Raw genomic sequence first — 1,149 nt, 5'->3', positions numbered from 1 at the left:
GCATAGGTATCTACACATCTTTAAGTACCTAGTGCAATGGTTGCGATTTCATTCAGTTCATCTATTGAATATTCTGAGAGCAGTTGAAGAGTATTTAGTAAAATCGAGAGTCCTGCCAATATGGCAGGCGCACTCTCTATCTTGCCTCTTTTCTGCTGTCTACCTGAAAGCCTAGTCAAAAATGCACGGACTTTCTGATTTTGCTCATCTGTACAACGCTGCACTCTCCACGTCAACACACAAGCCATACAACTGATCAGCAAACGCCTTAAAATCGCTTCTGGGGTAGTCTGAAGCCATGACTCAATATCATGACCTGCTTGCTTGAGAAGTTTGAAATAACATTCGATTGACCAACGCCAGTAATACCAAGTTGTCAATTCCACTGCGGTAATCTCGGTTGGTACATTGCTGATCAATGACCATCTTGCAACTGTCTTTTCATTAATATCTTTAACCACCGCAATAATCAGTCTAGCCTCAATTGCAGCACCTTTCTGAGGAGCAACTCTTTGACCTAAACAATCTTTTTTATTTGATTTTGCAGCACGGGTAAGCCGAACATTGGTTTCTCCAACATAAAGCATATGTTGATTACCCTTATAAGAAATGGGTTTCACTTGCTGTATTTCGATACGTTCAGCAACTTCTCTAACTTTACATATTTCACCCTGATGCTCAATCCGATTGCCTTCCTTTGCTCGAATAAGCCATTGAAAACCATTGCTGCTTAATTCCCTGAGATGAGCAATGGAATCTCCTTCACGATCAATAATATGTACGCAGGTTTTATCAAGAGGAAACTGTTCAACCTTTTGAATTTGTTCAGAAAGGGAGTCTAAATGAGTTTTACGTTCGGTCTGTTGCTCATTGAATGTCGAATAGCAACCTGAAGCACTAGAAAGGGTTTGAGCTAATGGAGCAACAGGAAGTCCAGAAGCAGCATCAACAAGTAAGCTCGTTTGTAATTCATAGCCTGAGTCGTATTGATGTGTCCTTTGATGTTTTTGAGTTTTATTACGATGTGTCACATATTGGATTTGTGACCAATCATGAATAACTAAAGCATAACGATGCAGCGATGTCTTAATCTGATCACAAGCAAGTTTTTGAATAGGTTCATTTAATTGTCTAAATGAGATTTTATCA

General features: G+C 39.4%; 1 protein-coding gene. It reads right to left on the bottom strand.

What is annotated here, in order from left to right; genetic code table 11:
* Nucleotides 1-20 precede the first annotated feature (20 nt).
* Nucleotides 21-1,149, bottom strand: a 1,129-nt coding sequence (locus FTU98_RS13820; RefSeq protein WP_180051566.1) for a transposase, incomplete at its 5' end; no start/stop codon positions are given.

Origin of the sequence: Acinetobacter sp. YH12211 (genome assembly GCF_013418015.1) — a bacterium.
Classification (GTDB): Bacteria; Pseudomonadota; Gammaproteobacteria; order Pseudomonadales; family Moraxellaceae; genus Acinetobacter; species Acinetobacter towneri.
This window is presented reverse-complemented; position numbering and strand designations above follow the sequence as displayed.